The organism is Pseudomonadota bacterium (assembly GCA_027624715.1).
Taxonomy (GTDB): domain Bacteria; phylum Pseudomonadota; class Gammaproteobacteria; order Burkholderiales; family Eutrophovitaceae; genus Eutrophovita.
On the sequence record JAQBTV010000007.1, the window covers coordinates 63,202 to 84,836 of the forward strand.

Genomic DNA, 21,635 nt, shown 5'->3' on the forward strand with positions numbered 1-21,635 from the left:
ATATCGTCCTTGAAAGATCCGACAGGATATATTGCCCTAGAAACTATGGTTAGTATAGCCTGGCATAGTTTATGCATCAAATAGGGGTGAAGTAATACACTCAGTCTTGCTCAAATATTTCAATAATTTTAAGCTTTAGGAGAATAAAATGGCATCACCCTCTGATGTACTGAAGATAATCGCTGACAATGATGTCAAATTCGTTGATCTTCGTTTTACGGATACTCACGGCAAAGAACAACACGTGTCAGTACCCACTAGCCAGTTCGGCAAGGGTCAATTTGTAGATGGACACGCCTTTGATGGCTCATCCATTTCAGGCTGGAAAGGCATTCAAGCTTCCGATATGTTGCTGCTGCCGGATCCGGATTCGGCACGCATTGATCCCTTTACAGATGAGCCTGTTTTAAACATCAGTTGTGATGTTATCGAGCCGTCAGATAGAAAGGGATACGATCGCGACCCCAGGTCAATTGCAAAAAGAGCGGAAGCCTATCTTCAGTCCAGCGGCATTGGTGACACCGCCTATTTCGGACCTGAGCCAGAGTTTTTTATATTTGACAGTATCACCTGGGATATCAGTGCGGGCGGAAGCTTTGTAAAAATTAATTCTGAAGAGGCACCGTGGTCCTCTGGGCTGGAAATGGAAGGTGGAAACCTCGGGCATCGATCTAAAACAAAAGGGGGTTACTTTCCTGTAGCGCCAGTCGATTCATTACAGGACTTGAGGAATGCCATATGTCTCGCGCTTGAAGCCCAAGGCGTGGAAGTCGAAGTGCACCACCACGAAGTCGCCGCTGCTGGTCAATGCGAAATTGGAACCAAATTCAATACGCTTGTGAAACGAGCCGACTGGACCCAAATCCTAAAATACACCATCTGGAACACAGCTCACTCTTATGGAAAGACAGCAACCTTTATGCCGAAACCTGTAGTGGGTGACAACGGCAGTGGAATGCATGTACACCAATCCGTGTGGAAAGACGGAAAAAATTTGTTTGCAGGTGGTAAATATGCGGGGCTTTCAGAAACCGCCCTATATTACATCGGCGGCATCATCAAACACGCTCAGGCCTTGAATGCTATTACAAATCCGAGTACGAACTCTTACAAGCGATTAGTGCCTGGTTTTGAGGCGCCAGTGAATCTAGCCTACTCGGCGCGCAACCGATCCGCCGCCATCCGCATCCCTCATGTCGCCAATGACAAAGGACGCAGGATTGAAGTACGCTTTCCAGATGCTATGGCAAACCCATACTTAGCGTTTACCGCGTTACTGATGGCGGGCCTAGATGGTATCGAAAATAAAATACACCCAGGTGACCCAGTGGATCAAGATCTCTACACCATGACCCGAGAAGAGCTATCCAAAATCCCAACAGTTTGCGGCTCACTTGAGCAAGCGCTCAAAGCGCTGAGTGATGATCGAGCGTTCCTTACCAAGGGTAGCGTAATGTCTAACGACATGATTGATGCCTACATTGAGCTCAAGATGGGAGAGGTCAATCGATTAAATATGACACCACATCCTGTTGAATTCGACATGTATTACAGCTCCTAAGCTTAATAATTAAAATGCTGCGACTTAAGACTGTCGCAGTGTTTTTTCTCCTGCGCGTAAAACATGAAATATAAAAGAGAAATGTCATCACCCTATAGTATTCGCGCTCAAGATGAACGCGGTTAACGAATTTTCTCCTTTTCCTGGGCTGGAACTCCTCTCTGCGGCAGTGGTACTCATAGACAAACACAATTCCATCAGCTATATAAATCCTGCGGCGGAGCATCTCCTCGACGTGAGCAGGAAGAGCGCTGAGCGATCGCCACTAAAAAAGATTTTTTTAAATCCAAGCGCATTACTGATTGGCATTGAACATACACGAAAATTTCGCTGCAGTTACATTCAACATGAGATTACATTTCAAATTCACGACGAAAAAAAGATTGAGCTATCTTTTACTGTAACTCCTTTAGAAGATTTCAACGAACATGACTTTCTAATCGAATTTTTCTGTCCATCGCGGCAGATCAAAATTGCTCGCGAACAACGCATCATTTTAGAAACAAACCGCAGCAGAGAGTTAATAAGAAACTTAGCTCACGAAATCAAAAACCCGCTCGGTGCCATTCGGGGGGCAGCGCAACTTCTCGATCGCGAATTAGATCGAGAAGACCTTCACGAATATACTTCTGTGATCATAAAAGAGGCTGATCGGCTAAAAAACTTACTCGACCGATTACTAACGCCACACAAAATGCCTCAAATGACGGAGTTTAATGTTCATGAGGTACTCGAACGAGTGCGCTCCGTAATCCTTGCCGAATACTCTTCGGGACTCCGGATAGAGCGGGACTATGACCTGAGCCTACCCAGTCTATTTGGCGATTACCAACAGATCACACAATCGCTTTTAAACATTGCGCGCAATGCGGCGCAAGCGCTGCGTGGTCAAGGTCTCATTAAGATTAAAACAAGGGTTTCCCGGCGCGTAACGTTAGCGAATCAATTTTTTAAATTAGGACTGTTGATAGAAATTTCTGACAATGGTCCTGGAATACCTCAATCGTTAATAGACAAAATATTTTTCCCACTTATTTCCGGAAGAAACGACGGTAGCGGCTTAGGTTTGTCATTGTCACAAACTTTTATCAGTCACCATAGTGGGACCATTGATGTGAAATCACAACCCGGGGATACATGCTTCACGGTTCATATCCCGATAAAACCCAACAAAAATGTAGGAGAACATACGAATGGCTAAGGTTTGGATTGTAGACGACGACGAATCTATTCGATGGGTCTTCGAAAAAACATTAGTTAGAGAAGATATTGATTTTCGCTTATTTTCATCGGCTGAAGAAGCGAGTACCGCGCTAAGTGTAGAAAAACCTTCGGTAGTCGTCAGCGATATTCGGATGGGTGGCAATAGCGGCTTAGATCTTTTGAATGACATTAATAAAAAATTACCGAATGTACCAACCATCATTATGACCGCACACTCAGACCTAGATAGTGCGGTTGCAGCCTTTCAAAGAGGGGCATTCGAATACCTTGCTAAACCGTTTGATATTGATGCGGCAGTGGAACTCATCAGACGAGCTCTCAAGAGGAGCAATGAACAGACGTCCGCTCCGGAAAATGTGGCGAACCCCAATGGCCTACTGGGCCAAGCAAAATCTATGCAAGACGTCTATCGGACAATCGGGCGATTGTCGCAGACAGACGCAACGGTTCTCATTACTGGAGAATCAGGCACTGGGAAAGAGTTAATTGCTCAAGCCCTGCATCAACACAGCAAAAGAAGCAACAAACCTTTTGTCGCCATTAACACGGCATCCATACCGAAAGAGCTACTGGAATCTGAATTGTTTGGACACGAACGCGGCTCATTCACCGGGGCACAAACAACCCGAAAAGGACGTTTTGAACAAGCAGCGGCAGGCACGCTGTTTCTCGATGAAATAGGCGATATGCCTGCAGAACTACAAACCAGGCTACTTAGGGTTCTGTCGGATGGACACTACTACCGCGTCGGAGGTCATGAACCTCTAAAAGCTAATGTCCGAGTTCTCGCAGCGACACACCAAAACTTGGAACAAAGAGTGGCAGAAGGCCTTTTTCGAGAAGATCTTTATCACCGACTTAATGTCATTAGGGTAAAAGTACCTCCGCTAAGAGATAGATATGAAGATATCCCCTTACTTGCAGATTTTTTCTTGGAAAGAAATGCCTTAAAACTGAATGTAGCAAGAAAGGTATTTACCGGAGAGGCATTGGCTTATTTGCAGACTAAATCTTGGAATGGGAATGTACGTCAGCTTGAGAATCTCTGCCACTGGGTAAGCATTATGGCACCAGGCACATCAGTAGATGTAATTGATCTTCCCAAAGACTTCACACAAGAAATTGACAAAACAGAGGATATCAAAGAGGGATGGCATCAATTATTGGGAAGAGAAGTCGATAATCTCTTGCGTAACGGTTCAATCGGAGTCTATGAGGCGCTTTCACAAACCTTTGAAAAAACACTGATCTCAAGATCGCTCAAATTTACTTCTGGCCGCAAGATAGAGGCAGCTAATTTACTGGGTATTGGACGAAACACAATCACCCGTAAAATATCAGAGCTTGATCTTTCATACGACAAAAAATAGTCCTAACTCATCGGGTACAACATCTATCGTTATACACTTGAACCATTAGTTGAAATTGGCGATAACCGGCGCATGGTCAGATGGTCGCTCTAATTTTCTGAATGACTTAAGTACCTCAACTGAAACACATTTCTGCCGCGTATTTTCCGACATTAATATGTGATCAATCCTCAAGCCAAGCTTCCGCTTAAACGCATTCATTCGATAATCCCACCACGTGAATCTCTCTTTCCCGTCCAAAAACCCATCGAGGCCATCGTTAAAACCTAGACTTAAAAGCTCTTGGAATAAATCTCGCTCCTGCGTCGTGCACAACACCCTCTCACGAAAAGCCTCTGCGTCATAAACATCATTCTCTTTAGGCGCAATATTAAAATCTCCTAAAATTGCAATTGAGGAATATAACTCTACCTCTCGTCGCACTTGGTCAACGAATGCACGCAGCCAATTGAGTTTATATTGAAACTTTGCGGATTCGATGGATTCTCCGTTAGGTACGTAAACATTAATCACTCGGACTCCATCAGCACTTGTTGCCGCTATGACCCGAGCTTGATCATCGTGAAAGCCAGGGATGCCAATACGCATATCAGACATTTTTTTAAGGGAGAGTATCGCCACTCCGTTATAGGTCTTCTGCCCATGATAAATAACTGAATAACCAAGTTGTTCAATATCCTCTTTGGGAAACTTTTGATCCTCCGTCTTCGTTTCCTGCAGGCACACAACACTAGGAGCATGTTTTTGCAATAAGGTTTGAAGATGAGGCAGTCTTACTTTTAAAGAATTCACATTCCACGTTACTAAACCCATAACTCAAACCTTCTATTCATCAACATGGATAATTTAGAATCACACCTAATATACGGGGGCGTGTCCACCCTCCGACAAACCAGTGTGCTGAAGTAGCGCGTCAATCGTTGGCTCTCTACCTCGAAACTTTATAAAGTTTTCTAAAGAAGATCTAAGCCCACCCTGAGAAATCACTTCGTTCAAGAATCTCGCGCCAATATCAGAGAAAGACATCGATTTCTCCTGAAACAGACTAAACGCATCCGCAGAGAGAACCTCAGCCCACTTATAACTGTAATAACCAGCAGCGTAGCCTCCGGCGAATATATGAGAGAAGCTATGTGGAAATCGGTTGTATGCAGGAACGGGGATCACTGAAAGATCTTTACGAATATCCTCAAGCAGGCCCATCACTGCTTCCGGACTTTCTGGTGGCGCACCCAGATGAATCCGCAGGTCAAACACCGCAAACTCAACCTGACGCAGCGTTTGTATTCCACTCATAAAATTTTTCGCTTCAACCATCTTCTTAAAAAGACTCTCTGGCATATGCCCTTGCCCTGAAGCATCAATCGAGATCTTTTTAATAATGCTCCAGTGCCAACAAAAATTTTCCATAAATTGGCTGGGTAACTCGACCGCATCCCACTCCACTCCATTAATACCCGAAATGCCTACTTCATCAACTTTAGTCAGCAGGTGGTGCATGACATGTCCACACTCATGGAATAAAGTTTCAACTTCCCCATGACTTAAATAAACATCCAATGCCGCAGGACCGGGTGATGGGAAATTACACACGAGATAGGCTACTGGCAGTTGCGTATGGCGTTCCGTCTTCCATCGTCCGATTGCGTCGTCCATCCACGCACCTGGTCGCTTGCCATCTCTGGCAAATAGATCCATGTAGAAATATCCAATTAAATTTCCAGCTTGATCGTTAACAGCAAACAATTGAACGTTTGGGTCCCATGCTTTTTTTTTCTCAACCAACACAGAAATACCGTATAGGCTACCTAATAAGTCAAACAAGCCCAACATGACCTTTCTCAAAGGGAAGTACTGCCTTAAATCTTCATCTTTAAATGAATACCGCTCTTCTTTTATTTTTTGTGCAACAAAACTTATATCCCATGGCATTAAGTCACGCATACCTAAGCGGGACAACGCATAATCACTGAGCATTTCGAATTCGGACACAGCACGATCACGGGCCATATCAGACAATTCCGCCATTAAATCTAATGCGCGTTGTGGCTCAGCCGCCATTTTGGTCGCAAATGATAAGTGAGCAAAACTATCAAGCCCTAGCAGCTTGGCTTTTTCGTGACGGGCACTCAGAATGTCGACGATTATTCTTGAATTATCAAACGCTTTCTTACCATATTCTGACGCTCTGGTCACGTATGCATGGTACATCTGCTCCCGAAGATTGCGGTCAGTACAGCTCTCCATGAACGGGATCCAGCAAGGCGCCTTTAGCGTAAATGACCACCCCGGTTGATCTAAAGAAGTGGCTCTCGCCTTAGCCTCAAAAAGTATTGCGTCTGGCAGCCCTTCTAATCTTTTATATTCTTCAACATTGAGAACATAGTCATCGGTAGCATCCAGAACATTATCGCTGAATTTCGCTGATAACAATGCAAGTTTTTTCGATAACTCTTGATATCGATTTTGTTCATGCTCAAGCAGATCGACACCACTCAATCGATAATCTCTGAGCTCATTCTGCAGGTACCTTTTCCGCTCCTGGCTCAGGAATTGATTCTGCCCAGCAGCATAAACATCCTTAAAACATTGGTATATTTTTTTATTTTGAGACAATCGAGAATAAAACTCAGTAACTTTAGGTAACAGTTCATTAAACACAGACCTCAATGGAGCAGAACTAACAACCGAATTCAGATGTCCAACCTGACCCCAAGCTCTTCTAAGCCGGTCCATGTTCATCATGACAGGATCTACTGCATTTTCCCAAGTGCTCTCCTGCCGCATAGAAACCTCTTCAATAACTTTTTCTGCCTGATTCAGTAGATAATCGATAGCGGGCTTAATGTTCTCCACCTGAAATTCTGAGAATCTGGGTAAGCCTCTAAAATCGCAGAGCGGATTGTTTTGAATCATAGCGATCCCACCTATTTAATAATTTAGATAAGTCTAAAAAGAAGTGTGTTAGTTACCTAAAACGTAAATTAGTTTCCCGCCACGATACGTGTAAGCGTAACCAACACTCGATTATTTTGACGCCACTAAACTACGCCGAATTGTGAATAGTTATGATGTTGTCATCAGTAATAGACACATTACCACTTTCGCCGATTGCCACAATAGATCGAAATACCGACCACTTTTAATAAAGCCTTTTAATCGCTAATCAACCAACAAAGACATCACAGCCATCCGAACTGCGATGCCGAAGGTGACCTGATGAAGAATGACGGACTGCACCCCATCAGCAACTTCTGATGCGATCTCCACGCCACGATTAATGGGGCCCGGGTGCATCACAATAGCTTCTGGATCAGCCAGAGCCAAACGCCTTTTAGTCAAACCGTAATTTTGGTAAAAATCTTGAGTACTAGGAACCATTGAAGTCACCATACGCTCGTTTTGAAGCCGCAATACCGTGACCACATCTACTCCATCTAGAGCCAACTCGACGTCGTTATAAACCGTTACCCCCATTGTTGCCATAGTCTCCGGCACTAACGTCTTGGGACCAGCAACCCGAACCTCTCGGACACCAAGTGCTTTAAGCACATGAATTTGCGACCGAGCGACACGAGAGTGAAGAACATCTCCAATAATCACAACCTTTAAATTGCTAAAATTATTTTTAAAATGTCTAATCGTAAATGCATCGAGCAGTCCTTGTGTGGGGTGTGAATGGCTCCCAGCCCCTGCATTGATGACGTGCACTCCCTCAGGCACACGCTCCGCAATCATATGTACCGCGTCACTTTGAGAATGACGGACCACAAACATATCAGCCTGCATGGCGACCAAGTTATCAATTAAATCACGCAGACTCTCGCCCTTACTTTGCGACGATGTTGCGATATCTAAATTAACAACGTCTGCCGAAAGTCTTTTGGCCGCTATTTCAAAAGTAGTACGAGTCCGCGTACTATTTTCAAAAAATAGATTGAATACGGACCTTCCAAGCAATATAGGTACTTTCTTTGCCTTACGATTCCCAACGGAGAGAAAAGATTCTGCGCGGTCAAGAACCTCAGTGATGACTTCTCGAGGTAAATTTTCCAGCGACAGTAGATGCCGAAGCGTTCCGTTAGCATTCATTTGTATACTATCGTTCACGAAGCAGATCCAATACGGTTAATCAACATCAATTATAAGCCTCCCCCACTTTCATCCAATCGGACTTCAATTTGTTGTTCTTTCGGAATCTCCACAACCTCCCTAATTAATTGGAGCTCGATGGCCAATTCGCACCTTCCTTAATCAACCAAAACAGCCAATCGCACCGTCTGCAGCCAGCCAAAATCAAGAGCTCATTGAAGGCGGTCCGAGCGGTCCTGCCTGAATGCACAACATCATCCACCATAATTAAGCGCCGTCCATTTATATCCACATCAATCGATGTGCTTTGTTTGCTTTTTGCTAAACCTCTAATCTCAAAATTATCCCGATAGAAAATAATACCCACGGAAGCGGCTACCACATCAATATCTAACCACTTGATAAGATAATCAAGCACCACCAAACCTCTAGCATATATTCTGATTAAAAATCTTATGCTCGTCGAGCGCCGACCTTACTTGCCGAAAAAGCGAGTCAGAGAGGGTTTTTGCATCAAGCAAGAATCTTAGCCTCGTTTAAGAAAGTATAGAAAAAATCCTCGAGAATCAATTGGGCCGCGACCATATCAATCACCTTCTTTCTTTTCTCCCAACCAAACTTGTTGGTGACAAGGAACTGATCCGCCTCAAAGGAAGTGTAACTTTCGTCAATCACATGCACCACAAGCTTGAATCGAGATTCGAGTGTCTTACAAAAGCGATTGACTCTCTTCTCTAAAGGATGAGGTTTATCCTGTTCATGCCGAGGCATCCCCACAACCAGCGCTGCTGGCTCCCATTCATTCACAATACATTCGATTTCGCTCATCAATATTCGCGACGTTTTATAAGTAATGGTCTTAACCGGATGAGCAATACCAATAGAAGCATCTCCCACCGCAACACCAACGCGTCGTTGGCCATAATCAAACGCTAAAAACATATTACTCATATTCAGACAAGGGGTTGAGTGATGGAACGTTAAAATACGGCACCTTAAACATTCCCAGAAATCATGCAAATCTGATCAGCGCTAACCCCAAGCAGCAAGAGCGCACGCTCATACCTTTTCTCAACGGGCACTTGAAACATTAAGGTCGGATCAGCGGGAACCATCAACCAGTCATTCATCTTTATCTCACCCTCCAATTGCCCTGGGGACCAGCCGCAGCAACCCAGAGATATGAGCACATCACTATCACGCCCCCACTCTCCCGCACCTAGATCTTCTAAAATATCCACCGAGGTCGTCACGGCAAGATGCTCAGTCACCCTTAAGGTCGAGCGCCAATCACGAGAATAATGATGAACTACGAAGCCACGATCCGAATCGACGGGGCCACCAAAAAGCACACCTTGGTTTCCAAGGGTATGATATTTCATGCTGATACCAAGCTTCGCAAACAAACCACCGACATCCGTATCTATAGGCTTATTTACAATTAACCCGAACGCCCCATGATCATCATGCTGACATATATAAACAATTGAAGAGGAGAAATAAGGGTCTACCATGCTTGGCATGGCGATAAGGAAATGATTGGTGAAATCAGTTTGAATCATTCAAGAACTTATTCTACCCGATTATTTATTTTTACGTCGCGCGCTGGCGCGATACAATCAGTGAAATAGAATAGAACGTCATATAAGCGCCCTAATACTCAAACAAATGTTCAGATCACCAAAAACTCAAGACAATCGAATTCAAACTCCCTCTAGGGGAAGGCAACTGGGATCACTGGGGTATGAGTGCATCACCTCCGTAGCCCTAACATTCACAATCGGATTTATCACAACTGCGATCCTTGGATCAATACACTTAATCCTGCTAAGAGCCATCATAGGGACAGCCATACTTTTGGGCGTCTCGGCATATTACATGCTGTGCTGGACCACATCAGGGCAAAGCCTTGCCCAAAAATCCTGGGGACTCAAACTCATGAGCGGAACAGGGGCAACAATTACTGTAGCAAGCGCTGCCAAAAGAATGGTTTTATCCATTATATTTAATGTATCCCTCATCGGCCCAGCTCTGCTGTTGGTCGCCAAAGACGCTCAATTACCCCAAGACAAAATACTTGGCACCCTAATTGTAGTGACAGACAAAGAAAAGTACTGTCTCAGTTAAGGAAGGTTATTGTCTCTCGCGATTTGCGACGAGCCAGTAAGCTATAATCAATATCACGACAATGGGGACAAAGGTGTACGTTGCCGGATGCCAACGCCCAATTGTACCCATTGATTTCAGTAATTGATTCATAAAATAAAGGCCAATACCAGAGGCTGTCCCTATAAAAATCCAAAACCCTGAGTTTCTCCCGCGGCCCTCAAAACCGATAAACGTTGGAACAATCAAAACTAACAAAAAAACGGTAACTAAATGGCTAATCTTAGACCACTGAACGGATTTATAGCGATAGACCTCCTCACCATTTTTCTCTAAATACCTAATGTAACTCACTAACTCAAGGTACGTCAGGTTGCTCTCTCCAGCCAACAGAGAATTAAGAGTTTGAGAGTTAATGAGTGTGTTTAAATTCATGGCTGAGTGCTCTGACCGAACCAGTCGATCCCTATAGACATCCGTCACACGAACATCGCGAAGATCCCACGTTTCTTCGTTTATCGCCCCACTCGAGGCTTCTATGATACGCTTAACTGCGCGGTCCGAAGCATTCAATTCAAAAATCAAAATGCCGTACAACTCAAAATCTTTAGTCAACCTCGCAATATTAATAATGCGGTCTCGATCTTTAATCCAATGTCCGGAACGAAAGGTCTGTGCGATCACGCGATGGTCTGATCCAGACTGCACATTAACCGTCTGGAGCATTTTTTTTGCCGAGGGGACCATAAACTCACCAACCATAAGCGTTATAAAGGACGCGATCAATGCAACAACCGAAAGGATTAACGCCAAACTTTTCAGCGACATCCCCGAGCTACGCATCACTACATATTCCGAGTTGGCAGAAAATCGAGCCAGCACAATAAGCGACCCCGTGAGCGCGGAAAGTGGCGCTAACTCATAAACCCAGGATGGAATTTCTAATACCGATTGAAATGCCATCATTCCAAGCCCTACAGATAATTGATCCCTATCGGAAATAGCCTGAAGGAGATCGAATATGAAAAATAGCGCTACAAACAAGCCCAAAACTGACGCAATACCAATAAGCGTCTCCGCAATGACGTATTTTCGAAGCGTCCTCACGCAGCCCTCATCGGTACAAAGAACGTTCTCCATGCGCGAGTGCGAATGGCAAGCAGCAGGATAAAAACGGTCAAGACAACCAAGTGTGGCAGGATGACTCCCATCCACACAGACCAGCTTGATTGATACACCTGAGTTTGCACAATACCCAGTACGTTTTTATAAAAAAGGAATAATAAAACACCAACAGCCACACTGTATGAACGACCGCCTCGATTATTCACGAACGAAATGGGGATACTAATGAGTGCCAACAATATCGCGCTAAAGGGCAAGCTGATGCGCGCTGTCAGCTCGGAGTAACTATGCGGTGAAGCCTCTTCGATTAAGGACATCGTTGATCTTCCACTCAATTGAACATAGGTTTCTTTCGAAGGCACCTTATCCATTCTCAAGCCATACTTTGCAAATTGAGTAACTTGAAATTCCTGAGATTTATTGAACTCGGTATATTGGTAGCCATCCTGAACCAATAAGTAATTGCCACCTTTTTTAGATTCCTCTTGCCAGCCACGACTTGCAGTGGTCACTGACACCTCATCACTATTCCGATCAAAAATAAAAATATCACTCAACGTCTGACCGCTCGAATCAAGGCCATCAGCGAAAAAGACGGTCGAACCCCTGTTCAACTCATGAAACACGCCTGACGAAAGCGTCGATATATCGTCGTTCACTTCGAGCGCTCTCCTCTCTGCATCCAAGCGTTGTTTGGCCCATGGCGCGATGTATAAACTTAATGCCGCAATGAGAATGGCAATAGGCGTGACAAATACCAAAGTCGGCAGTACCCAAGATGCGATGGATTTGCCGGATGACACCCAGATCACCATCTCTGAATCACGGTACCATCTACTCAAACTTAACGTGACCGACAAAACAATACTCAACGAGCACAAAATGGGTAGATTTTTAATACTGCCAAGAGATAGTAACAACAACACCGACCTAGAGGGGATAGAACCGTCCGCCGCGTATCCAAGGTATCGGACCAATTGGGTAGCAAATACAATCAACAATAGCCCAACGAAAATGACGGCCCATGTGACCAAATATTCTTTTACAATACTCCTATAAAAAATTGACATATCAAGGTTAGATCACCCTAGCAGAGCACTCATGCGGCGAGACTGGTAGCTCTTATCTTACAAAAGAAGGAATTAATCGATGAACTTTAGCATAACCTCTAAATCTCCGGAAACAATCGGCTCCTATATCGTCATTGGGGTGTTCGAGAACCAATCACTTACGCGAGCAGCGAAAACCATCAACACAGCGAGCCGTGGGACGTTACTGCAAAACCTTAAAGCCAGGAGGTTCTCAGGAAAGGTAGGTGAAAGCTTAGAGCTCACCAATCTGCCAGGGACTAAATCCAAAACAATATTAGTCATTGGACTCGGAAGTAACGAATGCAAAGTAGAGTTCATACGAACCATTCAAAATATGTTTGTGAAAATACGGTCAACAGGAGAAAGGGAGATCACCCTGTATCTGCCTGAACTCAAAGCGCGTGGCGTGAGTAGGGCATGGATGATTCGTCAAACAGCTTCCATTGGAACAAGCGTTGACTACAAATATCAACTCAGAAAAACAGTTCTCGATGGTACATTACCGGCAGGCTCGCCTGCTCAAGTCTCTATATCCGTTGAAGGCAGTCACTCGGCTGACCGGATGTACCTCGCGCAAGGTAGCGCCATAGGAAGAGGGATGAACTTAGCAAAGGACCTTGGCAATCTACCAGCCAATGTATGCACCCCTACATTTCTTGCTGAAACCACTATCAAATTGGGTAAACTAAATAAATTTTCGGTCAAATGCTTGTCTGAAACTGACATGAAAAAGCTCGGCATGGGCGCTCTCTTATCCGTATCTCAAGGCAGCAAAGAGCCGGCAAAGCTGATCCATGCCGCCTACTCGGGTGGCAAGAAAAAAGACGCTCCCATCGTGCTGGTAGGTAAGGGCATCACCTTCGATACCGGAGGCATATCGCTCAAACCATCAAGTGAGATGGATGAAATGAAATACGACATGTGTGGCGCTGCGAGTGTCATCGGAACGCTTCTTGCTGTTTCAGAAATGAAATTACCCATTAACGTTGTTGGGCTCATCGCTGCGGCAGAGAATATGCCAAGTGGCACCGCTACACGCCCTGGAGATGTGGTCACTACCATGTCTGGAAAAACAATAGAGATACTCAACACTGATGCTGAAGGTCGGCTTGTGTTGTGTGATGCGTTAACCTATGCAGAAAAACTGCGCCCAGCGGCTGCCATTGACGTGGCGACCTTAACGGGAGCGTGCATCATCTCGCTCGGTAAAGTCGCGTCGGGGCTCTTCAGCAACAACGATGAGCTGGCCAACGAAATCAGTCAGGCAGGCACTACCTCTTGGGATCGCGTATGGCGCATGCCAATATGGGATGACTACACCAAGTTGCTGAGTAGTAATTTTGCAGATTTAGCGAATATTGGTGGCAGAGAGGCGGGGAGCATTACGGCAGCATGTTTCCTGGCGCAATTTGCAACCAGCTACCCATGGGCTCACCTTGACATTGCCGGAACCGCCTGGGTATCGGGCAAAGAGAAAGGCGCAACGGGTAGGCCTGTGCCGCTACTGTGTGAGTTTCTTTTGAACCGTGCGTCATCACAATGAGTCGATTCAAACGTGCACGCCTATGACTGAGATCATCTTTTATACAGAAGTGACTGAGGAATTATCATTTGTCACACGGCTCGCCGAAAGGACACTGAAGGTGCAACGAAAAGCGTGTATTGCTACCCGAGATGCAGCCCACTCTAAAATGGTCTCTGAGTATCTTTGGTCGAATCAGCCCACTCAATTTATTCCGCATACGCAAGGTGATGATGCCGTGACCAACGAGTTCACATCACTCGAGTTACGACATGACAACGCCAGCTCGCACTTGGATATTTTGATCAATCTGACTGCGAACACACCCAGTCAGTTCAGCTCCTTTAAGCGCTTAGTGGAAATTGTCACCAAACAGACACCCTCTATCGAGAGTGCACGGGGTCGCTTCAAATGGTACCGAGATCGCGGATACGATATAAAAGTACATAAAATGTAGTTTGATATCAAAAAAATCTAACTTTCAGGCCACCAAAAACAAAATACTGGAATCAAACAAGAAGGCTTTTCAATCTGCTTTTTTAGTACGCGCGACGCCTCTTTAGAGCGAATGGATCATCCTAAAATTAGTGTTACGATGGATCCTTAAATTTAGCAACTTAAAACGTAAAAAAAGCTTTAACCATGTCGACCAAATCTAATTCCGCAGTGACCCCGACCGAGCTCGCGAAAACTTTTGATCCAAAGTCGATCGAAGACTATTGGTACAAAACGTGGGAACAACATGGATTCTTCAAAGATGATTCGTTCTTGGGTAGTAACACTGACGCACCCGCCTACTGCATACAACTTCCTCCTCCGAACGTCACAGGAACCCTGCACATGGGTCATGCGTTTCAACAAACACTGATGGATAGTCTTATTCGTTACCACCGTATGCACGGTAAAAAAACAAACTGGGTCGTCGGCACAGATCATGCGGGGATCGCCACCCAACTCGTTGTTGAGCGACAACTCGCACTCACGGGTCAAAAGCGTGCCGAACTCGGACGAGAAGCATTTCTGGAAGAAGTCTGGCGATGGAAACAACAATCTGGCTCGACCATCACCAATCAAATGCGTCGACTGGGCTCATCGGCAAACTGGGAATATGCCGACTCAGATGGACTGAAGTCAGGCTACTTCACCATGGACACACACATGTCCGAAGCGGTCATTGAGGTATTCGTTCGATTGTACGAAGAAGGACTTATATATAAGGGGAATCGCCTCGTCAATTGGGACCCTAAACTCCAAACAGCTGTCTCAGATCTGGAAGTCGACAATATTGAGACAAACGGCAAAATATGGGAGATCGAGTATCCCAGTCAAGATGGGACATTTAGCATTGTCGTAGCGACAACTCGACCAGAAACTATGCTCGGGGACGTAGCCATTGCAGTAAACCCATCGGACGATCGGTATACCGCGTTGATTGGACAAGAAGTCATTGTTCCACTTTGCGGTCGACACATTCCGATCATTGCTGATGACTATGTCGATGCCGACTTTGGAACGGGCTGCGTGAAGATCACCCCGGCTCACGACTTTAATGACTTCAGTGTTGGCGAGCGGCATGACTTCACACCAATCAATATCCTTAATCTAGACGGAACACTGAACGAACACGTGCCACCAAGGTTCCAAAATCTAGATCGACTAGAGGCGCGACAATTAATTCTTCAAGAACTCAGAGGCACTGGGCAACTCATTGGCGAAAAAAACCACACACTGAATGTGCCGAAGTCGGGCCGCACGGGAGAAATCGTCGAGCCGATGCTCACCGACCAATGGTTCGTCAAAACTAAAGGTTTAGCCGATCAAGCACTCAAAGCCGTTCATGATGGAGACATTCGATTCCACCCTGACCACTGGACGTCTACCTACAATCATTGGTTAGAGAATATTCAGGATTGGTGTATCTCGCGACAACTGTGGTGGGGACATCAAATACCGGCATGGTACGACTCAGATGGTAACGCTTATGTCGCACGCAATGAGGCGGAAGCGCTCACTCAAGCTAAAAACAAGGGCTACCGTGGCGAACTGCGTCGTGATGAAGACGTGCTCGACACGTGGTTTTCCTCAGCGCTCGTGCCATTTAGCGCTCTGGGGTGGCCACAACAAACAGAAGATTTAGCTCGTTACCTACCCTCAAATGTGTTGGTGACTGGCTTCGATATCATTTTCTTTTGGGTCGCCCGAATGATCATGATGACGTTGCACTTCACCGGGCATGTTCCATTCAAAGACGTATACATCAACGCCTTAGTGCGCGATGCCGACGGACAAAAAATGTCCAAGTCCAAGGGCAACACCATCGACCCGTTAGACCTATTAGATGGCATCGACATAGAGTCACTTGTTCACAAATCAACACAGAGCCTCCTGCTCGCAGAGCACCAAGAAAAAATTGAAAGGTACCTACGCAAGAACTTTCCAAAAGGAATCCCATCGTTTGGAGCCGATTCGCTACGATTCACATTTGCATCGCTGGCAACGTTCGCAAGAACCCTAAATTTTGATCTGAATCGTTGCGAAGGCTATCGTAATTTTTGTAATAAACTTTGGAATGCGTCCCGATTCGTACTCATGAATATGGAGGGGGAAGACTGCGGATTAGACCCACACGGGCCTGAGGCGTGTGAGTCGGGGGAGTACCTCAATTTCTCAGCGGCAGACCGCTGGATATCAAACGAATTTGAACGAACACTCATTAAAGTCAATAAAGGCTTTGAAGACTATCGCTTCGATATGGCGGCCAGTGCTATTTATCAATTCGTATGGGACGAATTCTGCGACTGGTATCTGGAAATCGCGAAAATACAAATGAAAATGGGGGACGCGGCACAACAAAGGGCAACACGCAGAACGCTCATCCGAACCCTTGAAAAATCACTCCGGATGGCGCACCCCATTATTCCGTTCATCACCGAGGAGCTGTGGCAAAAAGTCGCCCCTGTGGCAGGACTGCCTGGGAAGAGCGTGATGGTGAGCGCTTACCCGAAAGCACACAAATCGATTGATACCCAAGCTGATCAAGAACTTGAGACACTCAAAAACATCGTCACCTCCTGTCGCGCACTCAAAGCCGAACTGGGCATCGGTCCGTCGGAACGTTTGCCGCTCTCGATTGCAGGTGAGGGCGAGTTCCTTCACAAGTGGCAAGCCGTCATTCAAGTGCTCACAAAGTCTCGTGAGGTACGGTTAACTGGAGATCATCTGCCCGAGCAAGACAGCCCCATGGCCAATATCGACGGCTACGCCTTAATGGTGCATTTGGAGATTGACCCAGAGCAAGAACGCAAAAAAATACTGGGTGAGATAGAACGACTGACCGGCGAACTCGAACGAGATCAACAAAAACTCGAGAACGAGACGTTTGTGCAAAAAGCACCCGCCAAGGTGGTGCAGCAAGTGCGGGACCAAGTCGAACGAAACCAAATGAAGCTCAAACAATTCGAACGACAACTTGAAAAATTTTAAGACCCTACTCAAAACTCTCAGAGTAATCGCAACACGATAAATCGGGCACAAAAAAAAAGAGGGGACGAAACGTCCCCTCTTTCACAACACTTCAGTACTAATGCATCTTACTGATTAGTAACTAAGCTGAAGTCCAATCATCATATCAGTGGTTTTTGCTGAACTATCAGTAGCATCTGTGTCGCTATCTGCGCCAACAACACGAGCAGTGCGGTCGTCGTTGTAGAGGACTCCTGTCTCACTCATGCCATAACGCACGAAGAAGTTAACATTCGAGTTCAACGCATGGTGATAGCCAATATCCCAGCCGTCTTTCCCGGAATCACTTCTCGCACTTTTTGCTCCAGCAACGGTTACGTCTTGATCAGCGAGACTAGAAGATTGTGCCCACAAAGTACCACCACCGACTGGCATGCCGACGAAGATCGAGCGGCCACTAGCCCCAATAGCTGTCGCGGTACCGCCAGAACTACCTAGAACCACCGATACACCACTTTGCTCTATTGACCAAGTTGCCAGTTTAATGTTCACCACACCCAGGTCATAAGACGCGAGTAAGGCTGTCATCGAGGCTTCTGATCCCGATACTCCAGCTGCACCACCACCATCATTCTCGTAGTCACTGTATACCGCATTATTGATGCCCAATTTTAAAGGACCTGATGCATAACTCAAGCCTATTTGTGTGCCTGTTGGGTTAGCGGTAGTCGTATTGGCACTACCCTCTGGCCCGAAGGTATAGGCTGCACGAACTTTAAAGCCATTCATGTCTTTACCATCGTACCAGATTGAATCTCCATCACGACGGGTGAACCAAAATCCACTTGAACCCAACGCGGTGTAATAAAGCGCATCACCGGAATTGCCATAGTCAGCATAAGACGGATCAAAAATCAGATCGGTTTCGGTGAAATGCTCGTTACTACCATATTGAATCATACCGAAGTCACCGGACAAACCGATGTTGGCATTACGAACACTGACGGTATTAATGGCAAAGTCTGGAAGAGAGCCTGCGGTGTTTAAGTTACCGAATGAAAGATGGGCGACCAAACCAAGACCGTTATCTAATGTGTCTGTCCATTGGAGCATGAGGCGGTTACCACCACCATCTAAAATATCACCCCTATCTATTTCAGTGACTGCGCCAGCAGCAGTCGTCTTCGTGATTGTACCCGTTGAAATCGCGGTGGACCAATATATGTTTGTGCTTAACTCTGCTGCCATTGCTGCTGGGGTCGCGAGGGCGCCAGCAACTGCTACAGCGACTAGTGTTTTTTTCATTCCATCTCCTCAAAAACTGAGTAATTATATAATGTGTAGGCAGAGCAAATCGCTCGTACGATCTACGATGCACTCTGACAACGCTTGATTGACTTTATCCCGATGGCCTTAAGTCTCAGTTAACTCAAGATCGATTAACCTCATAATGCACAATCGAATCCATCAAGACCAGAGGTGTGGGCTAAAAATGCTTAGAGTTGTCGCCCAAAAACAACAAGCGCCGAGAAGTGGGCGGATGGAATGGGGCACAAAGATAGCTTAAACTATTGATTTATATTAATAAATTATTTTTTTCAGTCAAACTCAGCTTAATGCGTCGCACAATTTAAGCGCCCCAAATCACTCAACGAAATAGCGACTCTAGGGCCTCCCCAGGGTCCTCCTGTCGCATAAAAGTTTCACCTACCAAGAACGCAAGAACGCCACGCTCACGCATCAAAACCACGTCCTCACGCGCATGAATCCCACTCTCAGTGATCAAGATTCGATCCTGCGGTAACTGACTGATCAGATCCAACGTGGTTTGTAACGACGTCTCAAACGTCCTGAGGTCACGGTTGTTTACTCCGATAAGCGGTGTTTGCAAACGAGTCGCCCGTTCAAATTCCTCTTGAGAATGCGCTTCAACCAATACCGACATCCCCAATTGCATCGCCACACACTCCAACTCTTCCAGCTGGGCCTGACTCACGGCCGCCACAATCAGTAAAATACAGTCCGCTCCCATACACCGCGCCTCAAATATCTGATACGGATCCACGATGAAATCCTTACGCAATACAGGCAGTCGTGTAGCAGCGCGCGCAGCCACTAGATACTCAGCCGCACCCATGAAATAATCCCGATCGGTTAGGACCGACAAACACGCCGCGCCGTGTTGCTCATACGACTGAGCAATCGTTATGGGGTCAAAATGCTCCCTAATAACTCCCTTACTGGGGCTTGCCTTTTTAATTTCCGCAATGACTGCAGAGCTACCGGCGGCTATCTTAGCTCGAATCGCCGACTCAAAGCCGCGCACTGTCGGCGCCGACTCGGACTCACGCTCTAACTCTGTGAGCGGACGAAACGATGAGGTCAAACGAATTTCCTCTCGCTTGGTCTCAAGAATTTTATCGAGAATATTGGATGTTTCAGAGCCCATGATCAGACCTCTTTAACCAAAACTGCGGCCCACTAATCACGATGAGTGAATGTAATAAATTCATTCAGCTTCGCTTGCGCACCGCCAGACTCAATTGTTGTAGCGGCAAGAGCCACCCCCTCACCGAGGGTCGTAACCATATCTAACGTATAAAACGAGGCGGCGGCGTTAAGCACAACAGCCGCCTTAGCTGGTTCATGATCGCCAGACAACGCGCCCTTAAAAACGCGCACCGCCGCCGCCAAGTCAGCCACTTTAATATCATCTAAATCAACAGGCGCAACGCCCAGAGCCTCCAATGACACCTGGTACTCGCGCACCGCACCGTCTCGAAGCTCAGCAACGTGAGTCAAACCGCTTGGAGACATCTCATCTAAGCCGTTCTCGCCATAAACAATCATTGCGCACGTGCTACCTAAGCGCTTCAAAACATGGGCTTGCTGCACCAGCAAACGTCGATCAAAAACACCCATGACCTGCCGCTTGGCTCCTGCGGGGTTCGTCAAGGGGCCCAATACATTAAACAGTGTCCTAACACCCATCTCACCCCTCACCGGTGCCGCGAATTTCATTGCAGCGTGGTGCGCGGGAGCAAACATAAAACCAATACCCACGTCTTCAATACAAGAGGCGACTGACTCGGGCGATAAATCAAGACGCGCCCCAAGCGCTTCGAGCACATCAGCACTACCCGAGGAACTCGACACCGATCGCCCGCCATGTTTCGCCACAAAACCACCCGCGGCCGCAACTACAAAGGCCGATGCAGTCGAGATATTAAATGTTTTGTTGCCGTCCCCCCCCGTGCCGCAGGTGTCAATCAGCCGCTCCGGGCGATCCACAGGCACAGTAGTCGAAAATTCCCGCATCACGGCCGCCGCGGCCGCCACTTCCTCAACGGTAGGGCCTTTAACCTGAATACCTACCAAGAACGCTGCTATTAATACGGGCGAGACCTCACCGGACATGATCGCGCGCATGAGTTGCGTCATGTCATCGTGAGACAAATCGACCCGCTGATAAAAACATTCAATAGCGTCTTTAATAATCATGCGCTGACTTGATCCAGAAAATTTTTCAATAACCGGTGCCCATGCTCACTCAGGATGGATTCAGGATGGAATTGCACCCCCTCGATGGGCATCGAGCGATGACGCAATCCCATGATTTCCCCGTCCTCAGTCTCGGCAGTAACCTCAAGACAATCCGGCAGCGTCTCCCTCTGAACCGCCAATGAATGATATCGAGTCGCCGTGAAAGGCGTCGGCAGTGTGCGAAAAATGCCCTGTGATTCATGCCAAATGGGAGACGTCTTTCCGTGCATGAGATGCTTCGCGTACGTCACCACGCCGCCAAAAGCGTACCCAATACATTGATGCCCGAGACACACACCAAAAAGTGGCACCTTACCGGCAAACGCTTGAATGACGTCCACTGATACCCCTGCCTGCTTCGGCGAACATGGCCCCGGGGATATCACGATCCACTCAGGAGACAGCGATTCGATCTCGGCAATATGGGTCTGGTCATTACGCAGTACCTTCACCGCGACACCCAACTCACCAAAATACTGGACAAGATTGAATGTAAACGAATCATAGTTATCGATCATCAAGAGCATATAAATTCCAAC

19 protein-coding genes are annotated in these 21,635 nt (G+C 46.4%); 7 read left to right on the forward strand and 12 right to left on the reverse strand.

Going from position 1 to position 21,635, the window contains the following annotated elements; translation table 11 throughout:
* Positions 1-148 precede the first annotated feature (148 nt).
* The 3 genes from glnA (at position 149) to ntrC (ending at position 4,155) form a co-directional block, all read left to right on the forward strand.
* On the forward strand, positions 149-1,561 hold the full coding sequence (glnA, locus tag O3A65_06160) for a type I glutamate--ammonia ligase (GenBank protein MDA1332054.1): 1,413 nt from the start codon (positions 149-151) through the stop codon (positions 1,559-1,561).
* Positions 1,562-1,673: 112 nt separating this feature from the next.
* The gene (gene glnL / locus O3A65_06165; protein ID MDA1332055.1) at positions 1,674-2,762 is read left to right on the forward strand and encodes a nitrogen regulation protein NR(II); all 1,089 of its coding nucleotides are present in this window, start codon (positions 1,674-1,676) and stop codon (positions 2,760-2,762) included.
* Positions 2,755-4,155, forward strand: a complete 1,401-nt coding sequence (gene ntrC / locus O3A65_06170) for a nitrogen regulation protein NR(I) (GenBank protein ID MDA1332056.1) — start codon at positions 2,755-2,757, stop codon at positions 4,153-4,155. The genes glnL and ntrC overlap by 8 nt, the downstream gene beginning before the upstream one ends.
* A 45-nt stretch (positions 4,156-4,200) precedes the next feature.
* Here the strand turns inward: ntrC and xth are convergent, their stop codons facing one another.
* The 6 genes from xth to O3A65_06200 all read right to left on the reverse strand — a co-directional run bounded on the left by xth (position 4,201) and on the right by O3A65_06200 (position 9,809).
* Positions 4,201-4,968 (reverse strand): exodeoxyribonuclease III, encoded by a 768-nt coding sequence (gene xth / locus O3A65_06175; GenBank protein ID MDA1332057.1) that lies wholly within the window; start codon positions 4,966-4,968, stop codon positions 4,201-4,203.
* 45 nt (positions 4,969-5,013) lie between these two features.
* Positions 5,014-7,071: a M3 family metallopeptidase gene (locus O3A65_06180; protein MDA1332058.1), complete on the reverse strand. Its 2,058-nt coding sequence runs from the start codon at positions 7,069-7,071 to the stop codon at positions 5,014-5,016.
* 246 nt (positions 7,072-7,317) lie between these two features.
* On the reverse strand, positions 7,318-8,247 hold the full coding sequence (locus tag O3A65_06185; protein MDA1332059.1) for an aspartate carbamoyltransferase catalytic subunit: 930 nt from the start codon (positions 8,245-8,247) through the stop codon (positions 7,318-7,320).
* Positions 8,248-8,371: 124 nt separating this feature from the next.
* Positions 8,372-8,665, reverse strand: coding sequence for a hypothetical protein (locus O3A65_06190; GenBank protein MDA1332060.1), 294 nt, complete (start codon positions 8,663-8,665; stop codon positions 8,372-8,374).
* A 95-nt stretch (positions 8,666-8,760) separates the two neighbouring features.
* Entirely contained in the window at positions 8,761-9,189 is a 429-nt protein-coding gene (ruvX, locus tag O3A65_06195; GenBank protein MDA1332061.1) for a Holliday junction resolvase RuvX, read from the reverse strand.
* Between the two features lie 53 nt (positions 9,190-9,242).
* Positions 9,243-9,809, reverse strand: coding sequence for a YqgE/AlgH family protein (locus O3A65_06200; GenBank protein ID MDA1332062.1), 567 nt, complete (start codon positions 9,807-9,809; stop codon positions 9,243-9,245).
* A 106-nt stretch (positions 9,810-9,915) separates the two neighbouring features.
* Between O3A65_06200 and O3A65_06205 the strand changes: the two genes are divergently transcribed.
* Entirely contained in the window at positions 9,916-10,374 is a 459-nt protein-coding gene (locus tag O3A65_06205; protein MDA1332063.1) for an RDD family protein, read from the forward strand.
* Positions 10,375-10,380: 6 nt separating this feature from the next.
* Here the strand turns inward: O3A65_06205 and lptG are convergent, their stop codons facing one another.
* A complete protein-coding gene (gene lptG, locus O3A65_06210; protein MDA1332064.1) occupies positions 10,381-11,493 on the reverse strand; it encodes an LPS export ABC transporter permease LptG in 1,113 nt (370 codons plus the stop codon).
* A complete protein-coding gene (gene lptF, locus O3A65_06215) occupies positions 11,457-12,548 on the reverse strand; it encodes an LPS export ABC transporter permease LptF (protein MDA1332065.1) in 1,092 nt (363 codons plus the stop codon). Before lptF ends, lptG begins: the two co-directional genes overlap by 37 nt.
* Positions 12,549-12,627: 79 nt before the next feature.
* Between lptF and O3A65_06220 the strand changes: the two genes are divergently transcribed.
* The 3 genes from O3A65_06220 to O3A65_06230 all read left to right on the forward strand — a co-directional run bounded on the left by O3A65_06220 (position 12,628) and on the right by O3A65_06230 (position 17,574).
* Positions 12,628-14,112, forward strand: coding sequence for a leucyl aminopeptidase (locus O3A65_06220; GenBank protein MDA1332066.1), 1,485 nt, complete (start codon positions 12,628-12,630; stop codon positions 14,110-14,112).
* A 22-nt stretch (positions 14,113-14,134) separates the two neighbouring features.
* The gene (locus O3A65_06225; GenBank protein MDA1332067.1) at positions 14,135-14,548 is read left to right on the forward strand and encodes a DNA polymerase III subunit chi; all 414 of its coding nucleotides are present in this window, start codon (positions 14,135-14,137) and stop codon (positions 14,546-14,548) included.
* A gap of 185 nt (positions 14,549-14,733) precedes the next feature.
* A complete protein-coding gene (locus tag O3A65_06230) occupies positions 14,734-17,574 on the forward strand; it encodes a valine--tRNA ligase (GenBank protein ID MDA1332068.1) in 2,841 nt (946 codons plus the stop codon).
* Between the two features lie 114 nt (positions 17,575-17,688).
* Here O3A65_06230 and O3A65_06235 read toward each other — a convergent pair whose 3' ends face one another.
* The 4 genes from O3A65_06235 to O3A65_06250 form a co-directional block, all read right to left on the reverse strand.
* On the reverse strand, positions 17,689-18,858 hold the full coding sequence (locus tag O3A65_06235) for a porin (protein ID MDA1332069.1): 1,170 nt from the start codon (positions 18,856-18,858) through the stop codon (positions 17,689-17,691).
* Positions 18,859-19,201: 343 nt separating this feature from the next.
* A complete protein-coding gene (gene trpC, locus O3A65_06240) occupies positions 19,202-20,002 on the reverse strand; it encodes an indole-3-glycerol phosphate synthase TrpC (GenBank protein ID MDA1332070.1) in 801 nt (266 codons plus the stop codon).
* A gap of 32 nt (positions 20,003-20,034) precedes the next feature.
* Positions 20,035-21,054, reverse strand: a complete 1,020-nt coding sequence (gene trpD, locus O3A65_06245; GenBank protein ID MDA1332071.1) for an anthranilate phosphoribosyltransferase — start codon at positions 21,052-21,054, stop codon at positions 20,035-20,037.
* Complete coding sequence (locus O3A65_06250; GenBank protein MDA1332072.1) at positions 21,051-21,623, reverse strand: aminodeoxychorismate/anthranilate synthase component II; 573 nt, start codon at positions 21,621-21,623, stop codon at positions 21,051-21,053. The genes trpD and O3A65_06250 overlap by 4 nt, the downstream gene beginning before the upstream one ends.
* Positions 21,624-21,635 lie beyond the last annotated feature (12 nt).